Source organism: Idiomarina sp. D18 (genome assembly GCF_057748155.1).
This window is the reverse complement of record NZ_CM173240.1, coordinates 467,167-492,900: the sequence shown is the minus strand read 5'-3', so window position 1 is coordinate 492,900 and position 25,734 is coordinate 467,167. Positions and strand designations below refer to the sequence as shown.

Genomic DNA, 25,734 nt, shown 5'->3' with positions numbered 1-25,734 from the left:
GTTATTTATAAACTGGAAACTCGGCACATAACGTTTTGACATCGTTACGAACGCGATCAATCGTCTCTTCGTTATTAATGTCATCTAATACATCGCAAATCCAATTAGCTACTTGCTCAGCTTCTGCTTCCTTGAAGCCGCGACGCGTAATTGCAGGTGTACCTAGACGAAGACCGGAAGTAACGAACGGCGAACGCGGGTCATTCGGTACCGCATTTTTGTTGACCGTAATGTATGCACGACCTAATGCAGCATCGGCATCTTTACCCGTGATGTCTTTGTCGATTAAATCAACGAGGAACAAATGGTTCTGCGTGCCATTCGATACGATTTTATAACCACGTGCTTGCAGAGCTTTAACCATCGCATTAGCGTTCTTTAGCACTTGTTCTTGATACGCTTTAAATTCAGGCTCAAGGGCTTCTTTAAACGCCACCGCTTTCGCTGCGATAACGTGCATCAACGGACCACCTTGATTACCTGGGAATACCGCACTATTTAATTTCTTGTGCAGTTTCTCATCATCTTTGCCAGACAAGATCAGACCACTACGCGGACCTGCGAGGGTTTTATGTGTTGTCGTTGTTACTACGTCTGCGTAAGGAATTGGACTTGGGTATACACCTGCAGCAACCAGACCCGCTACGTGCGCCATATCTACCAACAAATAAGCACCCACTTCGTCAGCAATTTGTCTGAAACGCTGCCAATCAACAATACCCGAGTATGCAGAGAAACCAGCAACGATAACCTTCGGCTGATGCTCTTTAGCTAACTCTTCAACTTGGTTGTAATCGATTTCACCGGTTTCTTCTGAAATACCATATTGTACGGCATTGTAAAGCTTGCCCGAGAAGTTAACACCCGCACCGTGAGTCAGATGGCCACCGTGTGCCAAACTCATTCCCAAGAAGGTATCACCGGCTTCCATAAGTGCCATGAATGCAGCGGTGTTGGCTTGTGAGCCTGAATGCGGTTGTACGTTCGCGTATTTAGCACCAAACAATTCTTTAGCACGTGCAATCGCGAGGTCTTCAACTACGTCCACATATTCACAGCCGCCATAGTAACGCTTATGAGGATAACCCTCGGCGTATTTATTAGTTAACTGTGAGCCTTGTGCCTCTAGCACACGTGGGCTGGTATAGTTTTCTGAAGCAATCAGCTCAATGTGTTGTTCTTGACGCTCAACTTCCTGATTCATTGCTTGCCATAACTCCGCGTCAAACGCGGCAATTGTCTGATCTTTTTTCTGCATCTCGGACATCCATCAATTTCATTAGCCAAATTATGACGTGCAGTTTACCGCAAAATACCCCAAACTGCCTAGCAAACCGTCACATGCCGTTAAGAAAAAATTCGGCAACAAATTTGGGCATTTGCTGTATTTACCAGTAAACTAGGTCCTATTTTCAATCCAACAGTAGGAATGTTCGTCGCTATGGCGCAATATATCTATTCAATGTCGCGGGTGAGCAAAGTTGTTCCACCCAAAAAAACTATCTTAAAAGATATCTCATTATCGTTTTTCCCAGGCGCTAAGATCGGTGTTTTAGGTCTTAATGGTGCCGGTAAATCGACCTTGCTTCGCATTATGGCGGGTGTTGATACTGAATATGAGGGAGAAGCGCGTCCCTTAGCAGGAATTAACATTGGCTACCTTCCGCAGGAGCCACAGCTCGATGAAGAAAAGACCGTTAAGGAAACGGTGGAAGAAGCCGTCGCTGACGTTAAAGAGGCCTTTACTCGCTTAGATGAAGTCTATGCGGCCTACGCCGATGAGAATGCTGATTTTGATGCGTTGGCAAAAGAACAAGCTCAACTCGAGGCGCTGATTCAGGCCAAAGATGGTCACAACATCGAAAATATCCTTGACCGCGCCGCTGATGCACTGCGTTTGCCACAGTGGGACGCTAAAATCGGTAACCTATCAGGCGGTGAACGTCGCCGTGTTGCTATTTGTCGTCTGTTACTTTCCAAGCCCGACATGTTGCTGCTCGATGAGCCCACCAACCACTTGGATGCAGAGTCAGTCGCATGGCTAGAGCGCTTCTTACATGATTACACAGGCACCGTCGTTGCTATTACCCACGACCGTTATTTCTTAGACAACGTAGCAGGCTGGATCCTTGAACTTGACCGTGGTTATGGTATTCCATGGGAAGGCAACTACTCTTCTTGGTTGGAGCAAAAAGAGAAGCGTCTTGCACAAGAAGAACGTCAAGAGAAAGCTCGTCAACGCACCATCAAACAAGAACTTGAGTGGGTACGTACTAATCCGAAAGGTCGTCAGGCGAAAAGCAAAGCGCGTATGGCTCGCTTTGAAGAATTACAAAGTAGCGACTATCAAAAACGTAATGAAACCAATGAGCTATTTATTCCACCAGGTCCGCGCTTGGGTGATAAGGTCATTGAGGTTAACGGGATTAGCAAAGCCTACGAAGGGCGCCAGCTTATTGATAACTTGAGCTTTAGTGTCCCTAAAGGTGCTATCGTCGGTATCATTGGTCCGAACGGCGCGGGTAAATCCACCTTATTCCGTATGATCAGTGGCCAAGAACAGCCCGACAGTGGCTCAATTGAACTCGGTGATACCGTTGAATTAGCGAGCGTTGATCAGTTCCGCGACAGCATGGATGATAGCAAAACCGTATTCCAAGAAATTACCGATGGTAACGATATCCTGCGCATTGGTAACTTTGAGGTTCAAGGGCGCGCTTACGTCGGTCGCTTTAACTTTAAAGGCACCGACCAACAAAAACGTATCGGTGAGCTGTCGGGCGGTGAACGCAACCGCGTGCACCTTGCGAAACTGCTTAAAGCGGGCGGCAACGTCTTATTATTAGATGAACCCACCAACGATCTCGATGTTGAGACGTTACGAGCACTGGAAGAAGCCATCCTCGAGTTCCCAGGTTCAGCTTTGGTTATCTCGCACGACCGTTGGTTCTTAGACCGGATCGCCACCCATATTCTTGATTATCGCGATGAAGCTGAAGTGGTCTTCTACGAAGGTAACTACAGCGATTACGAAGCTTATATGAAAGAGAAGTTTGGCGAACAGGCAATGGAGCCACACCGCATTAAATATAAACCGATCGGTTAATCTTTTACTGCTTGCAACGGCGTTGGTATCCAACCAACGCCGTTATCTTTACAAAACCACTCGGCTTGTACACCAAAACAGTGAGCTAAGTTTTTTTCAGTCAACACCTCAAACGGCTCCCCGCTCTGCACTAATTCCCCATTGTGCATTAACAGTAAACTGTCACAAAAACGTGCTGCTAGCGCTAGATCGTGAATCGCCGCCAAAACCAGACCGTGCGTGCGAGCGTGATTATGCAACTGCTGCATAATGGTTAATTGATGCGCCACATCGAGACCACTGACGGGTTCATCACAAATAAGCAATTGTGGCTCCGACAACGTTGCCCGAGCTAGTAATGCGCGCTGTCGTTCCCCTCCCGATACTTGTGAAACTCGACGTTCCTTTAAAGTCAGTAGCGCATACTTTTCTAAATGCTTCATTAATTGTGAATGCGTGACCTGCGCCGACAGATTGACCAGCTCATCAATACGAATATCCCATTCAGGCGCTTCTGTCTGAGGCAAATACCCCAAGTACTTTTGTCGCTGACGATGCGATAAGCGCAACCAGTCCTGATGTTTTAATCGAATATGGCCCTTTAGTTGAGGTTCAACTGCGGCTATTCCGCGCAATAATGAGCTTTTTCCCGCACCATTAGCGCCAATAACACCAATCAGCTGATTGCTTGTTAGCTTCAGATTGATATGTTGCAAGCGTGGCCGAGAAATCCCGGCAAGATAAAGATCGTCAAGCTCAAGCATGGCTGTTTCGCTCTCGAACCAGTAGCACAATAAGCAGTGGCGCGCCGACTAACGCCGCTAATATGCCCACGGGTAATTCACGCGCGGTGCTCATTAGCTGTACTAGCGTATCAAAACTAATGAGTAAAAGAATTGCGGTCACTGGAGACAGCCACAGTACGTACTTCGGATGGTTAAATCCTAACAATCGTACTGCATGAGGTGCTAATAAACCAACAAATCCAATCACACCAACGGCTACGACCGATGCGGTCGTCAGTAGCGCCACAGCTAACAACATCCAATTGCGGTAGCGCGCCACATTGAACCCCATCGTCGCGACGGTCTCTTCAGACAATGTTAGCGCGTATAAAAAGCGACGTCCCAACCATACGATAGGAAACGCGAGCACAATGCCCGGTAGCGCCAGCATCACTGAGTGCCAACTTTTATTTGCCAAGCTTCCCATATGCCAAAAGGCCCATTCTTGGAATGCAAACGGATTCGGTGCGAGATAAAGCAACAATCCCATCGCTGCGCTACTCATGGTTGCAATCGCAACCCCTGCTAAAATCACTCGCGTAGGCGAGGCCCGTCGTCCAGCAAGCACCATCAGCAACGAGACACCGAGCAAACCGCCAACTAAAGCCAATGCCGGCAGCCCAAAGGAAAAGGCGGGTAACCAGCCAAAGTAAAGACACGCAATAGTCACTAAAGCAGCGCACCCGGATACACCCGTGATGCCCGGCTCAGCCAATGGGTTTCTAAGTAATAGCTGCATCACTGCGCCAGCAAGCCCAAGAGCACTAGCAATCAACCAGGTTAACAACGTTCGTGGAACACGGATATCCCAGATGATATCTTTCTCTAGTGCATTCGGCATCCACCAATTAATTGAGCTTCCCCCCACGGTGAGCTGTAGAGCGCTAAGTAAAATAACAATGGCAAACAGGATAATAAAACACTGTCTCTGATTCAGTTTCATAATTTTCCTTGAATAGCCTTCAAATAATCATCAGCAAACACCACTGGGCACGAGGAAAGTCGTGGAGGAATTTGTTGAGTCGGTGTTTTTTCTAAGTGTTCTTGCAGTAAGGGGTGGTAGAGCCACTCATTTGCAAGAGCGTAATGAGCCCGGCTAAACCCCTCTAGCAAATAACGATCCGGCGTAAGCTTTATCACTTCTTCTAGGGTTAAGGAGACCAGGTTGTCTCCAAAAGGCGCGGCTAAGTTTTTCCAGTGCATCGCACTAATTAATTCATCAGCCCAACTCGCCGTTCCCCAACTAAACTGATTGGGCATCAATATAATAACCTTCTGTGCAACCTGTTGTGCTTGCTTAATCGCTTGTTCTAACTGCTGTTGATGAGCACGTGCATGAGGGGCTAACTGAGCATATTGGCTCAGTTGTGTCACCCACTCATCATATCGCGCAAGACTGGAAGGCTGGGGCAAAACCTCGACTTCAGTATACTGACGTAATAACCGAATCAATTTAGGATTATTGTACTCTGTTGCAAACACGCGATCGGGCTGTAACCTTAAAATATTCTCTAAACGCCCAAAGTGGGCACGGTGCTTCTCATTGATTAATGTCTCATCGAGCCCCGTAATCCCAACCACCTGCTCGGGTGCCCAGTCGATTAGCAAATAATCGAGGCACTGATTTAAACTGACCCAGCGAGAAGAAGCCTCCGCCGCAACCGAGAACACGAGAAACAGGCATGCGACCAGCCCTTTAAATCGCATCGAGCGCTTCCTGCAGGTTCTTAACGGGTGTCACTTGCATCCCTTCAATCGCCTGCTTAGGGGCATTACCATGTGGGACGATTGCACGTTTAAAACCGTGCTTTGCCGCTTCATTCAAACGCTCTTGTCCGTTCGGCACCGGTCGTATTTCACCGGCGAGCCCAACCTCTCCCAGAATAATTAACTCGCGTGCTAAAGGTTCGCCTTTAAAACTCGATACGATGGCAAGCATCAGCGCCAAGTCAGCCGATGTCTCAGACACTTTTACCCCACCAACCACATTAACAAACACATCTTGATCAGAGACATGCAGTCCGCCGTGCCGGTGTAATACAGCTAATAGCAAAGCAAGTCGAGTCGCTTCTAAACCCACGGCTACGCGGCGCGGGTTAGCTAATGCGGAGTAATCTACCAAAGCTTGAATTTCGACGAGTAATGGTCGAGTCCCTTCCCAAATAACCGTTACTACCGAACCATTGCCTTGCTCTTCACCGCGCTGCAGGAAAATGGCTGATGGGTTAGAAACTTCTTTTAACCCACTGCCTGTCATGGCAAAGACGCCCAACTCATTCACCGCGCCAAAACGATTTTTAGTACCGCGTAACGTACGGTAACGGCTATCTGACGAGCCATCTAAAATGACCGAGCAATCAATACAATGTTCCAGAACCTTAGGTCCTGCCAACGAACCATCTTTGGTAACATGCCCTACCATAATAATGGCAACACCTTTCTGTTTAGCATACCGCGTTAAAAACGCCGCTGACTCGCGTACCTGTGACACGCTGCCCGGCGCAGACGCAATGTCATCTAAATGCATGACCTGTATTGAGTCAATCACCATCAACTGAGGCTTTTCTTGGTCGGCAAGCTGACAAATCGTTTCGACCGACGTTTCGGCAAGCATTCTTAACTTATCCATAGGCAAGCCAAGTCGTTTTGCCCGCATAGCGACCTGCTGCAACGACTCCTCACCGGTGACGTATAAGGCCTTCATTCCCCCCGCCAGGCGGCATAGGGTTTGCAATAGCAAGGTACTCTTTCCCGCTCCCGGAGAACCACCGATCAATATGGCCGATCCCGGTACGACACCACCTCCCAAGACGCGGTCAAACTCCTTAAAAGTAGAACTAAAGCGCGGAACCTCTTCCAAAGAAACTTCATTTAACGTCGTAACCTTAGCTTGAGTGACTCCCGCGAATCCACTGCGTGTTGCAGAGACAGCTCCTTTAGTATTGCCCAAACGCACCTCGGATACGGTATTCCATGCTTTACATTCACTGCACTGACCTACCCACCGGGGGAAGTCAGCACCGCATTCGGTACACACGTACGCTGTTTTTGTCTTTGCCATGTCACTGCTCTCGTTCTATGATGCTCTCAGTTAAGCTCATCATTATAAATATAAAAGAGAAGAATGCCGAACCTACAATTATCACCGCTAATCGACCAACTTAAACTTGTTGCTTTGGATGACGACTTTGAGAAACACTTTAATTTGCTGACGTCAACGTTGGACGGACCTAGTAAATTCAAAGTAAGAGCGGAAGTACGTCGTTTAACGCGAGCATGCCCACGCACGGTCGATTTACGCAAACGGGTGGATGGCGATTGTAGGCGCATAGAACACCGCGGACGGGTGCATTACTTAGATGAGGTTGCTCGAGACATTTTTGAGCGAGGTCTTAGAGACTACAATGGTGTTTTTACGCAAGACACCTATGAACGAATCATGCAGGCCGAGAATAACTATCGTGTTATGTATGAGCAACAAAAAGCCGCGCAAGCTGAGAGTGCTGAAGACGATACGTTTGACGATGAAAGCGCATTTGAATTATTCAAGTTAGGCTTTTATCCCTATCGCGATGAAGAGCGCATGAATTATACGGTGGAGGTTCATATTGAGCTGGAAGGCGCTTCCGCTTGCCGCGCCATTACCAACAACATTTCTCAAGGTGGCTTAAGAATTCGAGTCGATCGCAGCCAGATGCAATTGCAAGTGGGACAACAGGCAAACATCTATTTCACTGGATTTGCGAAAGAGTTCACCATTGATCCGCAATTACCGATTCGTTACGAAATAGCACGAATAAGCGAAGAAAACCAACGTACGTACATCTCCCTTAAGCGCGCCGACGGCGACTTAAATAAGGACTTTGACGCATTCATTACTCGATTCATTAGTGGCTATAAACGCCGTTATCGGGTTAACACCGACAATACTGAAATTGCACTTCTCAATAAAGCTCATGAACAGTTCTACTTGCCTCGCATGCGACGTCTAACACTGTATTTGCAGCGCCACTCAAAAGAGCTTTCATGTAAGTATGTACTGACAACCTACAATAACGAAAGTACCCTAGCTCATTGGTATAACGAAACCAACGAACTCGCAATTGGACCGATATTCAACAAACGCCGTAGCCAATACATGATTAAAAAGCTCGAGCGTAACGAGTCCTGTGAACTGACGCTACTTACGTTTAATATTGTCGCTAAGGGCAAGGTCTACTTTTATTCTGCGCTGGTCGAAGAACTCAAGAAAATAGAATTGTGGGACACATTTGCTAGTTTTGCCGTACAAAAATCATCTTTTCAGGCGTTTCGGCTTAGTCTTTCCCCAGTCAATCACAAGCAGGCGTGGCGACCTCAGGCTGTGCCACAACATATCAATTTGCCCTCAAGGGAGCAGCCATTCACCGAATCCGTGCAACACGCTTTATCAGAAATAGACTATGTCGCAACTCTTGATGATGTCACTGATCTCATCAAGCCCTTTTGCGGACTCAGCTACAATAAAGATGAACTCGCCAAATTACGTGCATTTGTTCATCCCCCATCTCCACCACAACGTTCTCAAGCTATCAAACTAGAATTCGTTAACCTCCGCAGTGAACAGCGCTACCATTTGCGCAGTCGCTGTCGTGTTCGCAGCGGTTCATTTAGTCGAGACGGGTTGGTGCTAGATATTTCCGCACACGGTTTACGCATCCAAGTCGACGAGCCTATCCCAGGTGCAAATCGCTCAGAAATGCAGGTGAGTTTTACGCAGCTCTTGCAACACCATAAAAACGAACCACTCACAGACGTTCAGTATCAGATAGTCAATGTTGATAAGTCACGAACCGCATTTAACCTAAAGCTGTCCGAGCAACCTGCATCTCAAGCAGCCGCTCAGTTTCTTACTCGATTCATACAGCAAAGAGAAGAACGGCTTCCGAAAATATATGAAAATAACTCGTTAAAAGGTTTTGAGCTAGGCTTGCGAAACCTTTACTGCGACGCTGCCAGCGCTGTTCCTTTGTTTTTTTATCAAACGAAAACTAACGAGGACTTTCTTGGACGCATTGGTGTACCACCTGTGATTTCAGATTGGAGTCGCTTGCTGCAGATGCCTAATTCGCTATTACCCAAGGCGACATTGCCCACATTGCTAAACACCAGTGGATTATTAGATAAATGGAAATCATGGTTGATGAGCGCAGATAAAAGCGAACGTCCCATGAACCAGTTGCTACTTTTTCAACTCGGTTGGGATGACCAAAATAAACGCACCGTATCTGTATTAGCCTTCGATGTTGAAACTGTGACACTAGATGATATTGAGCATCACGTGATTCAAGCGTTACTCAACGATACCATCATCGCCGTAAACCTCGAATTAAGCCGCACGGGACGTCCCGATCGACAATTCATTGAAGCAGAAATGCAGTATTTATCGGCGTACGCACAATATAAAGTTGATCGCGTCGAGCGCCAGCTAGATAGTGTACTCGGCGTTGCCGATAGCTTTAGCGTTACGCCATTATTGACTCAAAGTTTGGAACTGTCCGAGTCGCTACAAGCCGTCGCTGCTAAGCGGTTAGAACAGTGGCTGTCAGCGACAAATTAAAATCTTTTTTCCAGTTCCGGAATAATGAGTGCTAAATCTGGCTGATCAATGGTGACATCAGCTATCTCTTGAAGTAACGGTTTGGCGCAAAATGCGATACCGAGGTCGGCAGCACGTAACATCCATTGATCGTTTGCGCCGTCACCAACGGCAACCACCGGCACATCTTCTGGCAATTGCTGACGCAACATTTGCAATATCTCAGCCTTTTTTTGGCCATCGACGATAGCGCCTAATACGCGGCCCGTTAGCCTGTTATCGCTCATTTCAAGTTCATTAGCAATGTGTAAATCCAACCCTAATTCACCGGCAACTTTTGCAGAGAACCAAGTAAAACCGCCTGAGACTACAACACAGTACCAGTTTTTTAGTTTACAGAAATCAATCAGCTGTTGTGCTCCTTGAGTTAAAGGGATCGGATTAAATAGCGAGTCAAACAACGAAACATCCACTCCCTCCAATAGGGAAACACGCTGCTTCAAGCTTGCCGCGAAATCAATCTCACCCCGCATAGCTTGTTCAGTAATTGCCGCAACAGCATCACGCTGCCCTAGCAAATGAGCTATTTCATCGATACACTCAATTGAAATCAGGGTCGAGTCCATATCAAAGACAATCAACCCAGAATGGTTTAGCATAAGGTTTCCTTATCCGCACGCATAGGTAACTCAGAGTGAAGCAAAACGCACTGCCCAAATACACCTTAAACGAGCTAATTAACCGTGTTTCAACGGCTAAATTACAACGTTTAACTCGGGTCGCATTCAAGCGCCTACTGCGCTTTATGGCAGCTGCTGCGCTTCTCACACTCATGTACAGTATCTGGAATATTGCCACGAACCAGGCACAACAACAACTTGAACAAAATACACGAGAGCACTTAAATTGGGTGCTGAGTCAGACCGCGGCTGGCAGTCAAGTTTTTCTAACTAATGGCAACCAAGAAGGTTTGCAGCAACTTATCATTCGTCTCAACGAACAGCCCGGAGTGCTGGCAGTAACGCTACGTGATGCTGCCGGCATCAATCAGTTCAGCGTGGGTCAAACTAGCTCTATTATTGACTACCCGAGCACGCTACCTGAACCCTGGGTACTTATTCATCCCATCGGCGATGAGTTTGATGATCAAGGCTATTTACAGGTGACTTTTGACAAGAATCAGATCTTACATGCTAACGAAAAAACGCTATTAGGACTCACCTCACAAGGCAAGACATTACTTTTGCTGGCTCTTATTACGGGCGGATTAATCGTGCTTGGATTTAATCGAATACGCGATAGACGCTGGGTTAAAAAACAGAAACAAAAACACTTCAGTTAAACAGTGCGGTGCTATTTTTCCAGAGCACTGGCGATATCGCCTCAGTGGAGGTTTCTAATAGCTTAGCCAAACTCTCTAGCACCTGCGCGACCCTTTTAGGTTCGTTGCGCCGACCTTGATATCCGCACAAAGGCATATCGGGCGCATCCGTTTCGAGCACTAAATGCTCCACGCCAATACGTTGAATAGCATCTCGAGTCTTCTTGGCTCTCTCATAGGTAATCGTACCGCCGATGCCGAGTTTAAACCCTTGATCCACCCACGCCGCAGCTTGTTCATAACTGCCAGAAAAAGCATGTACCACGCCGTGCTCAACCCGTTTCTCTCGAACGGATTTAAGCAGCTCATCTAAAGTTTTTCGATGATGCAATATAACCGGAAGTTGGTAGTTTTTTGCTAATACGAGTTGCTGATCTAACAACGCTTTTTGTAATTTTGGCTGTTCACAGGTGGCATCTAACCCAATTTCACCAATCGCCTGGCATCGCGCACGAGCGGAGTCTGATAAAGACTCAAAACAACTCGCCAGTGCGTTGATATGAGTCGATTGATGCTGATGGATAAAGTAAGGATGTAACCCAAGAGAGAAACGAAATGCAGGTGAGAAGTCATCACATAGTTTGATTAAGTTCGACCATTGTTGCTCGGTTATACCGAGCAACATAAAACGCTCAACTCCCACCCTTTGAGCCCCAGCGACAACCTGAGAACGATCCTTATCAAAAGCAGAAAAGTCCAAGTGGCAATGGGTGTCGTACAAACGCATGTTCGTTAATGCTCTCGCGTGTGACTAAAGGTGATATCCGGATAACGCTCTTCCGCTAAGCTCAAGTTGACCATGGTCGGCGCGATGTACGTTAAATTATCACCGCCATCAAGCGCCAAGTTAGCCTCGGCTTTGCGGCGAAATTCGTCTACTTTTCGCTCATCACCTGACACCCAGCGTGCTGTAGCAACATTAATGTTTTCGTACATCGCATCCACTTTATACTCAGTTTTAAGTCGATGTACAACAACATCAAATTGCAGAACACCCACCGCACCGACGATAAGATCATTGCTGATTAAGGGGCGAAATACCTGTACCGCACCTTCTTCCGATAGTTGTACCAAACCTTTTAACAACTGCTTCTGTTTGAGCGGATCTTTTAATCGAATACGACGGAACAACTCTGGAGCAAAGTTTGGAATACCACTAAATTTAAAATCAGAACCACTCGTGAACGTATCACCAATCTGAATCGTGCCATGGTTATGCAGACCAATGATATCGCCGGGATAAGCCTCCTCGACATGAGCACGGTCACCGGCTAAAAATGTAAGCGCATCACTGATACGCACATCTTTACCTGTACGTACCTGCTTCATCTTCATGCCTTTTTCATACTTACCCGAGACAATTCGCAAGAAAGCGACACGATCTCGATGGCGAGGATCCATATTCGCCTGAATTTTAAATACAAATCCAGAGAAATTTGCGTTATCAGCCGTCACGGCTTCGCCTTCATCTGTTTCGCGAGCCTGCGGTTTGGGAGCCCACTCCACCAATCCATCTAACATATGGTCAACACCAAAATTACCAAGCGCTGTACCAAAGAATACAGGGGTGAGCTCTCCTGCTAAAAACATTTCTTTATCAAACGGGTTCGACGCACCATTCACTAACTCAATTTGCTCGCGTAACTCGTCTGCCCATACACCTAAACGCTTGTCGAGCTCTGGATTATCAATACCTTTAATAATATCAACATCTTGAATGGTGTGGCCCTGTCCCGTTTTATATAGGATCGTTTCATCTCGCAATAAATGATAAACGCCTTTAAAGTTCTTACCTGAGCCAATGGGCCATGTAATCGGCGCGCACATAATCTTAAGAACGTCCTCGACCTCATCTAATAATTCCAAGGGATCGCGAATATCACGGTCAAGTTTGTTCATAAAAGTAATAATCGGCGTATCACGTAATCGAGTAACTTCCATTAACTTGATAGTACGATCCTCGACACCTTTAGCCCCGTCTATCACCATCAAGCAGGAATCAACGGCGGTGAGCGTCCGATAAGTATCCTCTGAAAAGTCCTCGTGACCTGGTGTATCCAACAAATTTACCAGTGAGTCGTTGTATGGAAACTGCATAACGGACGTGGTCACGGAAATGCCGCGCTCCTGTTCCATTTCCATCCAGTCAGATTTCGCGTGCTGACCCGATTTCTTACCTTTCACAGTGCCTGCTTTTTGGATCTGTTGACCATGCAAGAGCACTTTTTCTGTGATGGTGGTTTTACCAGCATCCGGGTGAGAAATAATGGCAAAGGTACGACGTTTATCTACCTCTTGCTTAATTTGTTTCGCGACACTCACATCTGACATTTAACTTTCTCGCATATCGGCCGATTTAAAGGGAGTATTTTCGCTGATTTAAGCGTTAGAAACAATGCCGAGAGGCGACTCAGAGTTTACAGTTTTTTCACTAAGCCAAGACAAATGTCTTAGTGAGGCGCTTAATCGTCTGTTATAGAATTTTAAAAGTCATTCCAAATAAAGTGAAACGCCCATGAGATTCAATATTCGCGCTAAAGTATTTATTTTGGCACTCGTACCACCCGCATTGATTGCCATCTTCCTAACTTGGTTTAACTTTCAGCAATCGAATAACATCGGCGACGCTGCGGTTGATCAATTTACCGAACAAATGCAAAAAGACGCGCGTAATTCATTGTCAAACTATCTCGCCTTAGCTCGCTCCTCCATAAAACACTTAGTTAATGATCCATCCCTAGGCACATTGGCAGAACGACAAGCGCGGGCCAAGCAAATTATCGAGCAACTGCGCTTTGATGACTCGGGTGATACCGGGTATCTATTCGTCTATGACTCGGACGGAATCAATGTAGTACACGGCGTTAACCCATCACTGAATGGACGCGATTTGTATGACTTTCAGGATCCAAATGGCGTTTACCTTATTCGTGACTTAATTAAAGCAGCGAAAAACGGAGGAGGCTATGTCGCTTACGATTGGCAGAATAACAGTAAGCGTGTAGCGCCTAAGCTCGGCTACGCGGAGTACATTGAAGCTTGGGATTGGGTTATCGGAACAGGATTCTGGGTTGAAGGTCTACAGCAACGCGCAGCAGCACTCGAGGGTAATGTTCAGAAATCTATCGCTGAGGCGCTTTGGCAAACCTTGTTAGCTAGCATTATTGCACTATTAATTACCGCGTTTATCGCCCTGGCCGTAGTCCGTAGTATCACCCGACCACTCGCCAAAGCATTGGCAGCGATGGATGAAATAGCCACAGGTGATGGTGACTTAACACGTCGCTTAGCAACGGATAGCCATGATGAGCTCGCTGATCTAGGCGCTGCATTTAATCGTTTCGGTGATCAAGTCTCTGATTTAATAGTGCGCGTCCGCGAATCTGCGTCCATGGTGAATGACTCGACACAACAATTATCAAGTGTGCTTCAACAAGCTCAGGACGGTGTTGGCGAACAACAGTTAGAAAGTGAACAGGTGGCGACCGCTATCAATGAGCTCGCCGCCGCCTCTCAGCAAGTTGCGGCAAGCGCATCTGAAGCATCTGGAGCGGCTGAAAACGCAGAAAAACTCGTTTACGACGCCTCAAGCTTGTTAAAGCAAGCCGTCAACGTTATTCACGGATTGGCGGATAAAGTCGAACGCGGCAGTCATTCGGTAGACAATCTTGCAAATCAGTCGGCTCAAATTGGCGGTGTGCTCGATGTGATCCGCTCCATAGCCGATCAAACCAATTTATTGGCACTCAACGCCGCTATCGAATCGGCTCGCGCAGGCGAAGCTGGAAGGGGTTTTGCTGTGGTCGCGGATGAAGTAAGAACACTGGCTAAACGTACCCAAGACAGTACTCACGAAATTGAGCAGATGATTGATCAACTGCAATTAAGCAGTGACGAAGTGTCTGATGTCATGGGGGCGATACGAGAAGGCAGCAGTCAAAGCGTTGAGCGCGCGGGCGAAGTAGAACAATCGCTTAAACAAGTGTTAGACGCGGTGAACACCATCAACTCACAGAACGCTCAAATCGCTACGGCCGCTGAAGAACAAACTTCAGTATCACAAACTATCGACCAAAATATGTCCACGATCGTTGAAATTGCAGAGCGAACCGCAAAAGGTACGCGCGAAGCAGGCGATACCATGGGTGAGCTAACCGATACCGCACAGCGCCTCGAACAATTGGTCAAGCGTTACAAAGTCGATTAAGTAAACATGTTGACGCCACTCTCCGTGGCGTCAACTGCCAACCAATGGGCTAGCGTTTGCCCTAAATCAGCAAAGCTTTGACGCTGACCCAAACAACGGCCCTTCAAACGAGGACTGTAACAGAGCAAAGGCACAAACTCGCGGGTATGATCACTGCCAGGCGATGTCGGATCGCAACCGTGATCCGCTGTCAGTACCAGTAAGTCATCAGGTAGCATCGCCTGTATAAGCTCAGCTAACTTTTTATCAAAATCTTCGAGCTCACGCGCATAGCCTTCAACATCCCGTCGATGACCGTAAAGCGTGTCAAAAGCGACCAGGTTAGTAAAAATTAAGCATTTGTCTTGTTGTTTAGTTTGCATCAATTCCAATGTCTTATCGACTAAACTCGCTGTATCATTGGCTTTATAACTTGCGCTGATACCTCGACCAGCAAAAATATCGCTGATCTTACCCACCCCATGCACTTCACCTCCGTGGGAAATCACGTGATCCAATAAGGTTTTCCCGTGCGGCGGCGTCGCGTAGTCTCTACGATTACTTGTGCGAACGAAACCTTGGTTGGAATCTTCGACAAAGGGGCGCGCTATGACACGACCGATGTTGTATTCATCAACTAAATCGCGAGCAATTTCACACACCTGATATAAACGGTCTAAGCCAAAAAATTCCTCATCAGCTGCGATTTGAAAAACCGAATCAGCTGACGTGTAAACAATCGGCTTTCCAGTGGCCTGATGCGCCTTGCCGAATTGTTCAATGATTTGCGTACCCGAAGCATGGCAATTGCCTAAAACCCCATTCAGTCCAGCGCGTTGACATAATTCAGTTAATAACGTTTCGGGAAAGCTGTGTTCTCGCTTTAAAAAGTAACCCCAGTCATAATTGACAGGTAATCCCATTAGCTCCCAATGACCTGACGGCGTATCTTTCCCAGATGAGCGCTCTGCAGCCCATCCGTAGCAACCCGTGATGTCGCTCTTGAGTTCGACAAGCTGTTTACCTGTTGCACCATAGTGAGCGTGCCAAAGTCCAAGTTTGGCCATATTAGGGACACGCAACGGCCGGTCATTTTTGAAGCAGTGTTCCGCTATATGACCCAGCGTATCCGCGCCCTCATCGCCAAATAGGTGGGCATCAGGAGCCGCACCTAAGCCAAAGGAATCGAGTACCACAACAATTGCTCGTTTCATACAAATTATTCCTGCAAACTCGCATAAATTACCTCGGTCAACTGAGGCTTTTGACTATCAATTTTGATGGTATCTATTACTTGGTTAGCTGCTCGCTGCCAGTCACTTTCATTGGCTGCGTGAACCACAGCTAAAGGCTGTCCCTTTTCAACAGCTGCACCGAGTTCTGCAATTTCTGAAATGCCAACACTATAGTCCAATTTATCAGTGGAAGTTAAGCGTCCCCCACCCAGGCTCACTACGGCATTACCTAAGTCCCGTGCATGAATTTGCGTAATATAACCGTTTTGCTGAGCGAGCACCGGTTTTATCACCTCTGCTTGCGGCAAGTAATCCTCCATACGTTCAATCAAATCATGAGGTCCGCCTAACGTATGTACCATTTTCTCGAATACTTCCAGCGCTTTACCTGACTCTAGCACCCTATTGACACTCTCCTTCGCGCTGTCCGAATTATCTGCAAGGCCCCCAGCTAACAACGCCTCTACCGCAAGCGCCACCGTCACTTGGTGCAAACGGTTGGGGCGATTATTACCTGAGAGGTAATCTATCGCACTTTTGACTTCAATCGCGTTACCGGCGCATGGCGCTAACGGCTGATTCATATCAGTGATTACCGCTCGCGTCGGCACCCCCAACTGCGAGCCAACGCGGACTAGCGTATCAGCTAACTCTCGTGCCTTTTGCTCATTATCCATAAAAGCACCGCTACCCGCTTTTACGTCAAGCACTAAACCATCCAAACCCTCGGCAAGCTTTTTTGATAAAATCGACGCAGTGATAAGGGGAAGCGACTCTACCGTAGACGTAACATCCCGAGTCGCATAAAACCGCTTATCGGCGGGAGCAAGTGACCCTGTTTGACCAATTATGGCGACTCCAACATCGTGGACAGCACGGCGGAAAAGGTCATTGGTCGGATGAGTTTGATAACCAGGTATCGAATCAAACTTATCGAGCGTTCCCCCGGTATGCCCTAACCCGCGCCCCGAAATCATAGGAACATAGCCACCACAAGCGGCGATGATGGGTCCTAACATGAGACTCACGTTGTCACCAACGCCCCCCGTAGAATGCTTATCCAGCACTGGACCATCTAGGTTTAGCGAGTGCCAGTTGAGCACATCCCCAGAATCTCGCATATAGCGCGTGAGAAGGCGGGTTTCACGCTCAGACATACCATTTAAGAAAATCGCCATTGCCATCGCTGCGATCTGTGACTCGCTCACAGTCTCGTCGGTAATACCTTTAATGAACGCGGCAAGTGAGGCTTCATCGAGCTCACCTCCATCACGCTTAACGCGAATAATTTCTCGTGTAAGCGACATCGTTATCTCCTAGCTGTGTTCGATCAAATCTGTAAGTAGACTACTGGCTCCCAAGCGAAAGAATTTAGGGCATAGATATTCAGAGCCTAAAATACTTTCAGCTAGCGCAAAATATTCAACAGCGTCAGCCAGTGTGCGGATCCCCCCCGCGGCTTTAAATCCACATGCAGGATTATCCGTTGCTATGACGTGAAGCATTTCCTTAGCCGCCATTAGCGTCGCGTTGATAGGCACTTTCCCTGTCGATGTTTTGATAAAATCAGCACCATTAGCAATGCTCAACTGGCTTGCAAGGCGTATTTGCGCTGCGGTTTGTAGTTCACCGCTTTCAATAATAACCTTGAGTAAGGTAGTATCACCGCACGCGTCTTTCACGCTACCAACAAGCTGTTCGCACACTTTTTTATCACCCGCCAACAACGCGTGATACGGCAGTACAACATCAATCTCATCAGCACCTGCAGCAAGCGCTCGTTGGGTTTCTTCAACCGCTCGTACAACGTCAGTACTCCCTTGAGGGAAATTGGTTACAGTAGCAACCGGTACGGTCGGTCCGACTTGAGCATTCAACGCTCGTTTTGCAGTCGTGACGTGCTCAGGAAAAACACAAATAGCTGCCACTTGATGCTCGTGATACCGCGCTTTTGCACATAGTGCTTCAATCATTTCAGGCGTATCTTGATTGCCCAATGACGTTAAATCCATGCACCGAAATGCCAACGCTGCCTGCTGATTCATAATAACCTCTTAGCTTATTTCTCTACGCATTACCAAGGCATCCTCTCGCCCCGAATCTGATGCGTAATAATTAGGTCGACGACCTACAATCGAAAAACCCGCCTGCTGATAAACATGTATCGCCGACGCATTCGATTCTCTAACTTCTAAAAACATCAATGCGTTATGTTTATCGGCATAATTTAGAATATCGTTCAGTAAAAACTTACCAAAACCTCTTCCTTGGTACCTCGGATCGATAGCGATGTTATGCAATGTCAGTTCATCTGCGACTAACTGTGTATTTGCAAATCCCACAATGCGCTTGTCCACCGAGATCGACCACCAAAGTGTGCCTGCACTCAAGGGCTGAAAAAATACAATTTCCGACCATGGGTAAGCGTGTGCTCGTTTTTCAATGTCAAACAGCACCGAGGAGGGTTCAGTGAGCGTTACCTCTATTTTTGACATTGTTGAATCGTGCGCCAGAGTGCCTTTTTTGCCGCGGGCGTCCTAATTTTTGAATTGACCTCATCTACGGAAATGACTAAATCAGCTTGTAGCGGAGGCTTTACTGCGGTGGGTCGCGTATCAAATAAAATTATTAGGTCTCGCAGCCATCTTGGCAATTGTACTGGAAGTGGTTGTGCGGAATTCAAGTATAATGAGCCAACGCGATACCAATGTATTCGCTCGTCGCTTGGTACCCGAGCTGACTGTGGCTTCAGCGTCCAGCGAGGGATCCCCATTTTATCGAGCACTTGAGACTGTTGTTTTGATAATTTCATCAGCTTTAGTTCCGCATAATTTACTACGCAGTTTAAAGCAGAGCGCTTAGATATGCTAGGTAAGAAAGGAAGCAGTGGCAGGGGCGGAGGGATTCGAACCCCCAACCGTCGGTTTTGGAGACCGCTGTTCTACCAATTGGAACTACGCCCCTACTGCAAGCGAGAATTATACTGACCTTATTGAAGGTAGCAAGCATAAACTGCCATCATAGCCACCGATCGCTGTTTATTTAATCAGATGACAAATCAAAGACCTTTTCTACCGTGTCCTCGACCAGTCTCGATACGTCGCGCTCAGACAGTTTAAAAGTCATCATTACGTTTTCTCTGAATACTTTCCAGTCTCTATCGCCGGCAATACTGCGGGTTTGCTTATCAATCGCATAACGCGCCAATCGATGAATCGCCATCAACTCGTCAATCGTCGATTTATGGCCGTCAAATTCAGTTAAAGCATCCGGCTCATAATAAAAATAGAACATCTTCACTAAGGTAGCGGGTAGTTGCCAATACTGAGCCAGCACGGCACTGGCAACAGCATGAGAAACGTTCAATGATGCTTCTTCCTTTACTGCGATCTCGCGCCAACCTAATCGGTCAGATTGTTTAACAAACGCGTCGTAGCCATCAAAATTTAAATATAACAGGGGTACTCCCGCGCCTTGGAATAAGCCAAACTGATAAGCATAATGTGCGAGTGATTCCCGCTTTAATAACCGAGCAACCACCATACATGCTTGCGCAGTCCATTCGTTGTAGCGCCAATAGTCTGCCAAAAAACCATGACTAATTAAGGATGCTTTAAGTGAAGCGGCCCTAATCAGTGGCATTAACTGGTTGATGCCGAGTATCATGACGGCATGCTTAATCGATTCCACTTTATGAACGGGTCGATAAGCAGATGAGTTAACGACGCTTAAAACTTGGGCAGAAAGACTAATATCTTTTGTTATCAGCTCTGCCATCTTCTCAATACTAGGTTCGTCTTGCTCAACTTCTCGCTTCAACGCGGCAAGGGTTTCAGAACGCGGCGGAAGCGTCATGCGCATAATTTGCTGTCTTTGCTCAGAACTTAAAGCAACCGGCATTTAATAAATCTCCTCAACAAGAGTTTACTTTGCAGAGATCAACGTGCGATTATTTTTCGTAGTTAACCGCATGAAAAAAAACATTATGTCCACCCGCATCAAGAAACAATTTAAATATCTCTTAGCACTGTGCGCCCTGCTTATTTGTACTCATCTTCAAGCGAAGGTGGATGTGGCGTTCGACGGTGTCGAAGGCAGGCTGCTAGACAATATCAAAAGTTACGTGCAAATTGCCAACTTAAATCAAGATAAAGACTATCGTGCTTTTCAAATTCGCTTTCTGTTTAAGCGGGCAGAAGACGAAATTCGCACCGCTCTTGAGCCATTCGGTTATTATAACGTAGAAATAAAGAGTCAGCTCGACTCAACTGAATCGGGCTGGCAAGCGCGCTACTCGATAGCCTTAAATGATCCTGTTCGTATCGCTAGGGTTAACTGGAAACTTAAAGGGGATGCTGAAGACGATAAAGTATTTCGTTCGATGTTGTCACAATCACCGTTAAAACAGGGGGCTGTATTTGAACATGCACCTTACGAACAAATAAAGACCCAATTACTCAGTCTCGCGGCACAACGAGGTTATCGCGATGCCGAATGGGAAAAAGCCAATGTACGAGTTGATATCGAGACTAATACGGCTGTCATTGATGCCATTTTTAGCAGCGGCGAACGCTATCACTTTGGCGATATTGAGTTCAACTCGGAGTACATCAGTGAGGACTTACTTCAGCGCTACCCTCGGTTTGAAAAAAGCGAAGCATTCAATACAAGTAGCTTGAGTGATTTACAAGTTAATCTATCTGAAAGCGGCTATTTTGAAACAGTGCAAGTAAATGCATTATGGGATCAAGCTGCCAAAAACCAGGTTCCAATTCAAGTCGATACGATACCCAACCAACGCAGTCATTATCGCTTTGGTTTAGGGTATGGTACGGATACCGGCGCGCGTATCAGTGCAGGCTTTGATCGTCGCTGGATTAATTCCAGAGGACACCTATTTAAAAGCCAACTACAGCTGTCACAATTTGAAAGTCGGCTTACTGCGTTATATCAGATTCCAGGACCGCGCCCGCAAACGGACTCCTATCAATTCCGCTCTCAGCTCGCTGACAAGACAACAGATAGCCAAGAAAGCCAGCTTATTAAAATTGGCGCAGCAGAAATTCGAGCGTTCAACCACTGGCAATACGATATCGGCGCGTTCTGGTTGAACGAAGATTTTGAGATTGGTGAGCAACGAGGGAATGCTCAGCTCCTTGTTCCTACTGTTGAGTGGCGATTTCTCTCGGCTGATGAGCGAATTAATATTAACCGAGGTTGGCGAGCTAATTTCAGTATTCAGACAGCTTCACGTGACTTACTTTCGGAAGCAGATTTGATTCGTGGACGATTTGAACTTAAATCCGTGGTTCCTTTACTCGATGGTTGGCGTTTGTTAGCCCGCGCCGAAGTTGGCGCGATGTACACCGATAGCTTTGAAGCGATTCCCCCTTCCTTACGCTTCTTTGCGGGTGGCGATCAAAGTGTACGAGGTTATGCTTATGAACAACTCGGACCGGAAGACGGTTCTGGCGATGTTATCGGTGGGCGCTACTTAGCCGTAGCCAGTGCTGAGATTGACTATCGCTTTGCAGAAAACTGGCGGATCGCAGCATTTACCGATATTGGTAATGCGATGTTAGAGCCCAATCAACCACTTAAGCAAAGTGTGGGTATTGGTTTTCGTTGGATTTCGCCTATCGGCTCAGTTCGTATCGATTTTGCTCAGGCAATTGATGAACCTAATAAGCCGTGGCGCATCCACTTAACCATTGGACCGGATCTATAACTATGTACAAACGACTTGCAAAAGGCTTCTTGTTAGGATTAGCAAGCCTAATTCTGCTTCTGACAGTGTTGATTTACTCCGTATTAGGCACACAAACAGGAAGTCATTACTTGGTTAATAAGTTAAGTGAGTACTTACCAGACCAACTATCTTTCAGCCGTTATAAAGGCACATTACTCAATCAATTCGAATTTCACGGTTTAAAGTTAGATAGTCCAGCCTTTAGTTTGCACAGTGAACAGGTAACGGTTGACTGGTCGCCAAGCGACTTGTTAAGAGGCACAGCGCGCATTAATTCGGTGACTTTCAAAAACGCTGAAGCCTGGATCCGCACGAGCACATCGTCTACCGAAAGCACCAACGAAGGACCGAAATGGCCGAGAGTCAGCTTACCTATCGACGCAGTATTATCAAATATAACTATCAACGATGTGATACTACATCTACCGAATCAACCTGCACAAGAGCTGTCTGTCACCGGCGGTTTAGCAATGCAACAGAATGGTGAACTGCAGGTTGAAGGCTTGAAGCTAACCCACCGTTACGCTGAAGTACGTGTTGATGCTGGCATTCAATTGAATAGCAGTGAGTCGATTAAAATCGATTCTACGATGAATATGCATGTGCCGGACTTACCTCAGACAAGTATGACACTCAAAACTCAGGGCGATATCCAAACACTTAACGGAAGCATAGTGACAAACGGCTCAATAGAGAGTGTGACTAAATTTACGGTGACCGAGCTTCTGGATCAGTTAAATTTTAAAACGCGTACAGAGGTGGCCGAGACAGATTTGGTGCCATGGGTAAAGAGTTTTGCAATAGCTGGCATTCAGAGCGCGAGTATTGAAGGCGATATTAATACGCAAGGAAGCCTCAATGAAATCGACATAACACCAAGCCTTAACTTATCTGTTAACGACCAAGCCGGTGAATTCGACGGTTACGTTCTATATCAAAAGCAACATATTCGGTTCACGCCACTCAACGTCTCGCTAAACGGTCAAGTAGCTGCTGATCTCGCTATCGAGGGTGCTATCGCACTCGACTCCGTGCCTCAATTTGACCTTGAAGTCACCAGTAAGCAACTTAACACGGAGCGACTTCGAGGTACTTCGATTAGTGATCTCAGGCTACTCGTTGAGGGGACTTTACGTGAGCTTTCTGTCTTACCTGAGTTCAAGATCAAAACAAATGCTCAACCAGAAATAGAGGTCGCTGCTGATATCGACGTCACGGATGAGCAACTGAACGTTACACAGTTGACGGTTGTACAAAACAATAACCAAATAACGGGTACGCTACATGCAAACCTCGCAAACCAACAGTTTGAGACAAACTTGCAAGGCGAGTGGCAAAATGACCCCATACAATTAAACGCGAATGTCCGCTATGACTCACCCTACATTTTTATTAATCGCTTTGCGTTAAATTGGCGCAGCAACACAGTAACCGCTAGTGGTGACTTACGCCCTGGCTCAGCTTTAAAATTTGATGTCGATATAACTGACTTAGCTGCACTACCCGTTCCAAACCTCGATTTGTCAGGAAGCCTAAATGCGAAAGGTAACCTCTCTGGCTCTATCAACGATCCTCAGGTTACCGCGCATGTTCAGTCGCCACACATTAACATCGGCGAAAGACGACTTAACGACATCAATTTAAATTTCGACGGTGATTTGTCTGAACAGACGACAAAGCTCAAACTCAGCTATCAAGATATTGCACTAGCCTTTGCGACAGATACAACAATCACTGAGAAAGAGCTGACAGCAAACATAACAGCCTTCAGTATTGAGCAGCCGGATATTGGTCGTTTTGCCTTACGAGAAGTGAGCAAGCTTGAATATCAATTTAACCCCCAACAAGTAAAACTCACTGAACTATGTGTAAGTCAAAAAGACGAGCACGTCTGTGTGAGTGCGACGACGAACGACCGTCGATTAACCAGTTCATTATCTGTTTCAGACCTTCCTATAAGCTTAGTTGAGCCATTTTTGCCTCTAAATAATCTTGCATTAAGCGGTTCTCTTTCAGGCGAACTCACGAACGAAGTCGACTTAGTCGATGCTCTCTCGGTAAATCAAATGGATGGTCGATTTAATGTTACCGATATGCGGATCGAACAAAATGAACAACATATTGACTTCGAGAAAGCTGAATTACGGATAGCAAAAGGCGCGGATGAAAAACGCATATCAACACGACTCAATTTACTGAGTGAAGATGCAGGCGCCGAAATTACAGCTGACCTAACACTTCCATCGCTGTTAAAGGCTCCTTCACTAGAAGGAACGATTGAAGCCCAACTGGACGACTTGAGTATTGTACAAACTTTTACCAACCAAGTTGCTCAAGTAAATGGCTCTTTAGATGCCGCAGTCACCATTGAAACTCGGGATGAACAAATACTGCTAACTCCAACGGCACGGGTTAATATCGCCAATGCCTTAGTCACTCGAACAGGTACATCAATTTCCGACACGACCGTCAACGTTTCCGGCAACACAGGTTCTCCGCAGCTAACGTTGTCTGGTGAAGGAAAAGTAGGTGATGGAGACTTTACCTTGAGCGGTGAATTCAACTTAAAGGATTTGACCGGCACCTTGGACCTCAAAGGCACCGACCTTGTTGTCATGGATTCACCCAGAATTCGTATCACTGCCACCCCTAATCTCAAGCTTAATCTGACAAAAGATATTATTGCACTGAACGGTGAAGTAAAGATACCAGAAGCAAACATTACACCTCCTAACCTATCGTCCACGATCACTCCTTCTCCGGACGTGACAGTTATACAACGCGAACGGGTAAAAGAGCAGTCTCGAACGATTAAAACTGACCTAAAGATAACGCTCGGTGACAATGTGCGGGTAGATGCCTATGGCTTTAATGGCCGATTAGAAGGCGCTCTGAATCTCGCGCAAACCGGGCAGTCTGTGCCTATCGGTAATGGCACAATATCGGTGGCCAAGGGCGATTATGAAATTTACGGTCAAGAGCTCTCCATTGACCGTGGCCAATTCATTTTTAACGGCGGTCCGCTATCAAATCCCGCGTTAAATTTACGAGTAACACGCTCACTATCGGAAGTTACAGACGGACCCAATACAGTGGGTGCAAGAGTGATGGGTACCCTTAACCGACCCGAGTTAGATTTGTTCTCTGATCCCGCTATGCCAGACGCGAGTGTGCTTTCGTACTTGCTTTTTGGTCGCGGTCCATCCTCTAATAGCGAAAGTCAAAACCTAGAGCTACAAGCTGCTTTATTAGTCGGTGGTAAAACGACTGGCGCGCTTACTCAGTCATTAAAAGACACATTCAGTCTGGATGAAGTAGCCATCGATTCAGAAACATCAGACGTCAACGACACGTCGCTTTATATTGGGAAATACCTTTCGCCGAACCTATATATCAAATATGGCATAGGGTTAATTGAATCAACTTCAAGCTTTTATCTTCGTTATCGCTTTACCGATAACCTATGGTTCGAATCCACATCATCAACAGAAAGCCAAGGCGCAGATATCATCTACAGCATCGAACGGTAGCGTGCGCCTTGGGCGCACGGGGCGATATGGATTGTCGCGCACAATGCGCGACGTACGCGGCGCGGTGGTAGCGTGCGCATTCTGCGCACGGCGCGGTGTGGGTTGTCGCGCAAGATGCGCGACGTACAGGGCGCGGACGTAGCGTGCGCCTTGGGCGCACGGGGCGATATGGATTGTCGCGCACAATGCGCGACGTACGCGGTGC

At 46.8% G+C, this 25,734-nt stretch carries 20 protein-coding genes and 1 tRNA gene; 6 read left to right on the top strand and 15 right to left on the bottom strand.

The window, feature by feature from the left end; translation table 11 throughout:
* Position 1 precedes the first annotated feature (1 nt).
* Positions 2-1,258, bottom strand: coding sequence for a serine hydroxymethyltransferase (gene glyA / locus AC3AP5_RS02295; protein WP_006956479.1), 1,257 nt, complete (start codon positions 1,256-1,258; stop codon positions 2-4).
* 183 nt (positions 1,259-1,441) lie between these two features.
* Here glyA and ettA point away from each other — a divergent pair, with 183 nt between their 5' ends.
* Positions 1,442-3,106, top strand: a complete 1,665-nt coding sequence (gene ettA / locus AC3AP5_RS02290) for an energy-dependent translational throttle protein EttA (protein WP_006956478.1) — start codon at positions 1,442-1,444, stop codon at positions 3,104-3,106.
* Here ettA and AC3AP5_RS02285 read toward each other — a convergent pair.
* Genes AC3AP5_RS02285 through radA form a run of 4 tightly spaced genes read right to left on the bottom strand, consistent with a single transcriptional unit; the run spans position 3,103 to position 6,931 of the window.
* Complete coding sequence (locus AC3AP5_RS02285) at positions 3,103-3,849, bottom strand: ABC transporter ATP-binding protein (protein ID WP_006956477.1); 747 nt, start codon at positions 3,847-3,849, stop codon at positions 3,103-3,105. The genes ettA and AC3AP5_RS02285 overlap by 4 nt on opposite strands.
* Positions 3,842-4,813, bottom strand: a complete 972-nt coding sequence (locus AC3AP5_RS02280; RefSeq protein ID WP_287830282.1) for a FecCD family ABC transporter permease — start codon at positions 4,811-4,813, stop codon at positions 3,842-3,844. Before AC3AP5_RS02280 ends, AC3AP5_RS02285 begins: the two co-directional genes overlap by 8 nt.
* Positions 4,810-5,577: an ABC transporter substrate-binding protein gene (locus AC3AP5_RS02275; RefSeq protein ID WP_006956475.1), complete on the bottom strand. Its 768-nt coding sequence runs from the start codon at positions 5,575-5,577 to the stop codon at positions 4,810-4,812. Before AC3AP5_RS02275 ends, AC3AP5_RS02280 begins: the two co-directional genes overlap by 4 nt.
* Positions 5,567-6,931: a DNA repair protein RadA gene (gene radA, locus AC3AP5_RS02270; protein WP_287830279.1), complete on the bottom strand. Its 1,365-nt coding sequence runs from the start codon at positions 6,929-6,931 to the stop codon at positions 5,567-5,569. The genes AC3AP5_RS02275 and radA overlap by 11 nt, the downstream gene beginning before the upstream one ends.
* Before the next feature lie 63 nt (positions 6,932-6,994).
* On the opposite strand from radA, the gene AC3AP5_RS02265 reads away from it, so the two are divergent.
* Positions 6,995-9,469 (top strand): PilZ domain-containing protein, encoded by a 2,475-nt coding sequence (locus tag AC3AP5_RS02265; RefSeq protein WP_272977782.1) that lies wholly within the window; start codon positions 6,995-6,997, stop codon positions 9,467-9,469.
* On the opposite strand, the gene serB is transcribed toward AC3AP5_RS02265, so the two are convergent.
* Entirely contained in the window at positions 9,466-10,107 is a 642-nt protein-coding gene (gene serB, locus AC3AP5_RS02260) for a phosphoserine phosphatase SerB (protein WP_272977783.1), read from the bottom strand. The two genes, AC3AP5_RS02265 and serB, sit on opposite strands and share 4 nt — an antisense overlap.
* Before the next feature lie 35 nt (positions 10,108-10,142).
* Between serB and AC3AP5_RS02255 the strand changes: the two genes are divergently transcribed.
* A complete protein-coding gene (locus AC3AP5_RS02255; RefSeq protein WP_272977784.1) occupies positions 10,143-10,790 on the top strand; it encodes a hypothetical protein in 648 nt (215 codons plus the stop codon).
* On the opposite strand, the gene AC3AP5_RS02250 is transcribed toward AC3AP5_RS02255, so the two are convergent.
* Both AC3AP5_RS02250 and prfC read right to left on the bottom strand, forming a co-directional pair.
* Positions 10,783-11,556, bottom strand: coding sequence for a TatD family hydrolase (locus tag AC3AP5_RS02250; protein ID WP_272977785.1), 774 nt, complete (start codon positions 11,554-11,556; stop codon positions 10,783-10,785). The genes AC3AP5_RS02255 and AC3AP5_RS02250 overlap by 8 nt on opposite strands.
* Before the next feature lie 5 nt (positions 11,557-11,561).
* A complete protein-coding gene (gene prfC / locus AC3AP5_RS02245; protein WP_006956469.1) occupies positions 11,562-13,160 on the bottom strand; it encodes a peptide chain release factor 3 in 1,599 nt (532 codons plus the stop codon).
* Positions 13,161-13,344: 184 nt separating this feature from the next.
* Between prfC and AC3AP5_RS02240 the strand changes: the two genes are divergently transcribed.
* Entirely contained in the window at positions 13,345-15,036 is a 1,692-nt protein-coding gene (locus AC3AP5_RS02240) for a methyl-accepting chemotaxis protein (protein WP_006956468.1), read from the top strand.
* Here AC3AP5_RS02240 and AC3AP5_RS02235 read toward each other — a convergent pair.
* The 7 genes from AC3AP5_RS02235 to AC3AP5_RS02205 form a co-directional block, all read right to left on the bottom strand.
* The gene (locus AC3AP5_RS02235; RefSeq protein WP_006956467.1) at positions 15,033-16,229 is read right to left on the bottom strand and encodes a phosphopentomutase; all 1,197 of its coding nucleotides are present in this window, start codon (positions 16,227-16,229) and stop codon (positions 15,033-15,035) included. The genes AC3AP5_RS02240 and AC3AP5_RS02235 overlap by 4 nt on opposite strands.
* Before the next feature lie 5 nt (positions 16,230-16,234).
* Entirely contained in the window at positions 16,235-17,557 is a 1,323-nt protein-coding gene (gene deoA, locus AC3AP5_RS02230) for a thymidine phosphorylase (RefSeq protein ID WP_487326948.1), read from the bottom strand.
* A 9-nt stretch (positions 17,558-17,566) separates the two neighbouring features.
* Entirely contained in the window at positions 17,567-18,295 is a 729-nt protein-coding gene (gene deoC / locus AC3AP5_RS02225; protein ID WP_487326947.1) for a deoxyribose-phosphate aldolase, read from the bottom strand.
* Between the two features lie 9 nt (positions 18,296-18,304).
* Positions 18,305-18,745: a ribosomal protein S18-alanine N-acetyltransferase gene (gene rimI, locus AC3AP5_RS02220; protein ID WP_006956464.1), complete on the bottom strand. Its 441-nt coding sequence runs from the start codon at positions 18,743-18,745 to the stop codon at positions 18,305-18,307.
* The gene (locus AC3AP5_RS02215; protein WP_006956463.1) at positions 18,733-19,062 is read right to left on the bottom strand and encodes a hypothetical protein; all 330 of its coding nucleotides are present in this window, start codon (positions 19,060-19,062) and stop codon (positions 18,733-18,735) included. Before AC3AP5_RS02215 ends, rimI begins: the two co-directional genes overlap by 13 nt.
* Positions 19,063-19,137: 75 nt before the next feature.
* Positions 19,138-19,214, bottom strand: a tRNA-Trp gene (locus tag AC3AP5_RS02210).
* A gap of 78 nt (positions 19,215-19,292) precedes the next feature.
* On the bottom strand, positions 19,293-20,150 hold the full coding sequence (locus tag AC3AP5_RS02205; protein WP_006956462.1) for an HDOD domain-containing protein: 858 nt from the start codon (positions 20,148-20,150) through the stop codon (positions 19,293-19,295).
* Between the two features lie 70 nt (positions 20,151-20,220).
* Between AC3AP5_RS02205 and AC3AP5_RS02200 the strand changes: the two genes are divergently transcribed.
* Entirely contained in the window at positions 20,221-21,978 is a 1,758-nt protein-coding gene (locus tag AC3AP5_RS02200) for an autotransporter assembly complex protein TamA (RefSeq protein ID WP_287831644.1), read from the top strand.
* 2 nt (positions 21,979-21,980) lie between these two features.
* A complete protein-coding gene (locus tag AC3AP5_RS02195) occupies positions 21,981-25,529 on the top strand; it encodes a translocation/assembly module TamB domain-containing protein (RefSeq protein WP_487326946.1) in 3,549 nt (1,182 codons plus the stop codon).
* The last annotated feature ends 205 nt before the right edge of the window (positions 25,530-25,734 follow it).

Excerpts from the sequence above, each read along its gene's own strand:
- glyA (WP_006956479.1), bottom strand. The coding sequence starts at position 1,258 with ATGCAGAAAAAAGATCAGACAATTGCCGCGTTTGACGCGGAGTTATGG.
- ettA (WP_006956478.1), top strand. The coding sequence starts at position 1,442 with ATGGCGCAATATATCTATTCAATGTCGCGGGTGAGCAAAGTTGTTCCA.
- AC3AP5_RS02285 (WP_006956477.1), bottom strand. The coding sequence starts at position 3,849 with ATGCTTGAGCTTGACGATCTTTATCTTGCCGGGATTTCTCGGCCACGC.
- AC3AP5_RS02280 (WP_287830282.1), bottom strand. The coding sequence starts at position 4,813 with ATGAAACTGAATCAGAGACAGTGTTTTATTATCCTGTTTGCCATTGTT.
- AC3AP5_RS02275 (WP_006956475.1), bottom strand. The coding sequence starts at position 5,577 with ATGCGATTTAAAGGGCTGGTCGCATGCCTGTTTCTCGTGTTCTCGGTT.
- radA (WP_287830279.1), bottom strand. The coding sequence starts at position 6,931 with ATGGCAAAGACAAAAACAGCGTACGTGTGTACCGAATGCGGTGCTGAC.
- AC3AP5_RS02265 (WP_272977782.1), top strand. The coding sequence starts at position 6,995 with ATGCCGAACCTACAATTATCACCGCTAATCGACCAACTTAAACTTGTT.
- serB (WP_272977783.1), bottom strand. The coding sequence starts at position 10,107 with ATGCTAAACCATTCTGGGTTGATTGTCTTTGATATGGACTCGACCCTG.
- AC3AP5_RS02250 (WP_272977785.1), bottom strand. The coding sequence starts at position 11,556 with ATGCGTTTGTACGACACCCATTGCCACTTGGACTTTTCTGCTTTTGAT.
- prfC (WP_006956469.1), bottom strand. The coding sequence starts at position 13,160 with ATGTCAGATGTGAGTGTCGCGAAACAAATTAAGCAAGAGGTAGATAAA.
- AC3AP5_RS02240 (WP_006956468.1), top strand. The coding sequence starts at position 13,345 with ATGAGATTCAATATTCGCGCTAAAGTATTTATTTTGGCACTCGTACCA.
- AC3AP5_RS02235 (WP_006956467.1), bottom strand. The coding sequence starts at position 16,229 with ATGAAACGAGCAATTGTTGTGGTACTCGATTCCTTTGGCTTAGGTGCG.
- deoA (WP_487326948.1), bottom strand. The coding sequence starts at position 17,557 with ATGTCGCTTACACGAGAAATTATTCGCGTTAAGCGTGATGGAGGTGAG.
- deoC (WP_487326947.1), bottom strand. The coding sequence starts at position 18,295 with ATGAATCAGCAGGCAGCGTTGGCATTTCGGTGCATGGATTTAACGTCA.
- rimI (WP_006956464.1), bottom strand. The coding sequence starts at position 18,745 with ATGTCAAAAATAGAGGTAACGCTCACTGAACCCTCCTCGGTGCTGTTT.
- AC3AP5_RS02215 (WP_006956463.1), bottom strand. The coding sequence starts at position 19,062 with ATGAAATTATCAAAACAACAGTCTCAAGTGCTCGATAAAATGGGGATC.
- AC3AP5_RS02205 (WP_006956462.1), bottom strand. The coding sequence starts at position 20,150 with ATGCCGGTTGCTTTAAGTTCTGAGCAAAGACAGCAAATTATGCGCATG.
- AC3AP5_RS02200 (WP_287831644.1), top strand. The coding sequence starts at position 20,221 with ATGAAAAAAAACATTATGTCCACCCGCATCAAGAAACAATTTAAATAT.
- AC3AP5_RS02195 (WP_487326946.1), top strand. The coding sequence starts at position 21,981 with ATGTACAAACGACTTGCAAAAGGCTTCTTGTTAGGATTAGCAAGCCTA.